Raw genomic sequence first — 3,119 nt, 5'->3', positions numbered from 1 at the left:
CCTGCTGCAATGACACGACTTCGGCGGTACGCTTGAGCCCCGCTACATTGTCGGCGCGGAATCACTTGACCAGTGAGCTATTACGCACTCTTTCAAGGGTGGCTGCTTCTAAGCCAACCTCCTGGTTGTCTCTGCGACTCCACATCCTTTCCCACTTAGCGTACGCTTAGGGGCCTTAGTCGATGCTCTGGGCTGTTTCCCTCTCGACCATGGAGCTTATCCCCCACAGTCTCACTGCCGTGCTCTCACTTACCGGCATTCGGAGTTTGGCTAAGGTCAGTAACCCGGTAGGGCCCATCGCCTATCCAGTGCTCTACCTCCGGCAAGAAACACACGACGCTGCACCTAAATGCATTTCGGGGAGAACCAGCTATCACGGAGTTTGATTGGCCTTTCACCCCTAACCACAGGTCATCCCCCAGGTTTTCAACCCTGGTGGGTTCGGTCCTCCACGAAGTCTTACCTCCGCTTCAACCTGCCCATGGCTAGATCACTCCGCTTCGGGTCTAGAGCGTGCAACTCAATCGCCCTATTCGGACTCGCTTTCGCTACGGCTTCCCCACACGGGTTAACCTCGCTACACACCGCTAACTCGCAGGCTCATTCTTCAAAAGGCACGCAGTCACGACCCATTGGGTAAACCCAATGAGCGACGCTCCCACGGCTTGTAGGCACACGGTTTCAGGTACTATTTCACTCCGCTCCCGCGGTACTTTTCACCATTCCCTCACGGTACTATCCGCTATCGGTCACCAGGGAATATTTAGGCTTAGCGGGTGGTCCCGCCAGATTCACACGGGATTTCTCGGGCCCCGTGCTACTTGGGAGATGAGCAAGCAAGCCGCTGATGTTTCGTCTACGGGGGTCTTACCCTCTACGCCGGACCTTTCGCATGTCCTTCGACTACATCAACGGTTTCTGACTCGCCGACCGGCCGGCAGACCGGTCAAGCTCATTCCCACAACCCCGCATGCGCAACCCCTGCCGGGTATCACACGCATACGGTTTGGCCTCATCCGGTTTCGCTCGCCACTACTCCCGGAATCACGGTTGTTTTCTCTTCCTGAGGGTACTGAGATGTTTCACTTCCCCTCGTTCCCTCCACACTGCCTATGTGTTCAGCAGCGGGTGACAGCCCATGACGACTGCCGGGTTTCCCCATTCGGACACCCCCGGATCAAAGCTCAGTTGGCAGCTCCCCGGGGCCTATCGCGGCCTCTCACGTCCTTCATCGGTTCCTGGTGCCAAGGCATCCACCGTGCGCCCTTAAAAACTTGGCCACAGATGCTCGCGTCCACTGTGTAGTTCTCAAACAACGACCAGCCACCCATCACCCTGCTCTCTCAAGGAGAACAAGTTCACTGGGGCCGGCACTGAAGACAAGACCAAACGGCCGTACCTTCAGGACCCAACAACGTGCCAAGCACGATCCCGTCCACTCACACTGTGTTCCACGCCGAAGCAGTACTTACAGGAGGTTTCCGAAACCGTGCCAACTAATCAACGTTCCACCCATGAGCTGACCGTGCAGAACATTTGCCTGCAATCGGTACTGTGCTCCTTAGAAAGGAGGTGATCCAGCCGCACCTTCCGGTACGGCTACCTTGTTACGACTTCGTCCCAATCGCCAGTCCCACCTTCGACAGCTCCCTCCCTTACGGGTTGGGCCACCGGCTTCGGGTGTTACCGACTTTCGTGACGTGACGGGCGGTGTGTACAAGGCCCGGGAACGTATTCACCGCAGCAATGCTGATCTGCGATTACTAGCGACTCCGACTTCATGGGGTCGAGTTGCAGACCCCAATCCGAACTGAGACCGGCTTTTTGAGATTCGCTCCACCTCACGGTATCGCAGCTCATTGTACCGGCCATTGTAGCACGTGTGCAGCCCAAGACATAAGGGGCATGATGACTTGACGTCGTCCCCACCTTCCTCCGAGTTGACCCCGGCGGTCTCCTGTGAGTCCCCATCACCCCGAAGGGCATGCTGGCAACACAGGACAAGGGTTGCGCTCGTTGCGGGACTTAACCCAACATCTCACGACACGAGCTGACGACAGCCATGCACCACCTGTATACCGACCACAAGGGGGGCACTATCTCTAATGCTTTCCGGTATATGTCAAGCCTTGGTAAGGTTCTTCGCGTTGCGTCGAATTAAGCCACATGCTCCGCCGCTTGTGCGGGCCCCCGTCAATTCCTTTGAGTTTTAGCCTTGCGGCCGTACTCCCCAGGCGGGGAACTTAATGCGTTAGCTGCGGCACCGACGACGTGGAATGTCGCCAACACCTAGTTCCCAACGTTTACGGCGTGGACTACCAGGGTATCTAATCCTGTTCGCTCCCCACGCTTTCGCTCCTCAGCGTCAGTAATGGCCCAGAGATCCGCCTTCGCCACCGGTGTTCCTCCTGATATCTGCGCATTTCACCGCTACACCAGGAATTCCGATCTCCCCTACCACACTCTAGCTAGCCCGTATCGAATGCAGACCCGAGGTTAAGCCTCGGGCTTTCACATCCGACGTGACAAGCCGCCTACGAGCTCTTTACGCCCAATAATTCCGGACAACGCTTGCGCCCTACGTATTACCGCGGCTGCTGGCACGTAGTTAGCCGGCGCTTCTTCTGCAGGTACCGTCACTTTCGCTTCTTCCCTGCTGAAAGAGGTTTACAACCCGAAGGCCGTCATCCCTCACGCGGCGTCGCTGCATCAGGCTTTCGCCCATTGTGCAATATTCCCCACTGCTGCCTCCCGTAGGAGTCTGGGCCGTGTCTCAGTCCCAGTGTGGCCGGTCGCCCTCTCAGGCCGGCTACCCGTCGTCGCCTTGGTGGGCCATTACCCCACCAACAAGCTGATAGGCCGCGGGCTCATCCTTCACCGCCGGAGCTTTCAACCCCCGCCCATGCAGGCAGGAGTGGTATCCGGTATTAGACCCCGTTTCCAGGGCTTGTCCCAGAGTGAAGGGCAGATTGCCCACGTGTTACTCACCCGTTCGCCACTAATCCACCCCGAAGGGCTTCATCGTTCGACTTGCATGTGTTAAGCACGCCGCCAGCGTTCGTCCTGAGCCAGGATCAAACTCTCCATGAATGTTTACCCGTAATCGGGTGCACACACAC

2 rRNA genes (1 of these 2 running past the window's edge) are annotated in these 3,119 nt (G+C 57.5%); both read right to left on the bottom strand.

What is annotated here, in order from left to right:
- A 23S ribosomal RNA gene (locus AB0D44_RS34115) occupies positions 1 to 1,280 on the bottom strand; it reaches 1,927 nt to the left of the window's first position.
- 285 nt (positions 1,281 to 1,565) lie between these two features.
- Positions 1,566 to 3,090, bottom strand: a 16S ribosomal RNA gene (locus tag AB0D44_RS34110).
- The 16S and 23S rRNA genes sit together here, the layout of an rRNA operon.
- Between the last annotated feature and the right edge of the window lie 29 nt (positions 3,091 to 3,119).

This window comes from Streptomyces sp. NPDC048349, assembly GCF_040651925.1.
In the GTDB taxonomy this organism is placed as follows: domain Bacteria; phylum Actinomycetota; class Actinomycetes; order Streptomycetales; family Streptomycetaceae; genus Streptomyces.
This window is presented reverse-complemented; position numbering and strand designations above follow the sequence as displayed.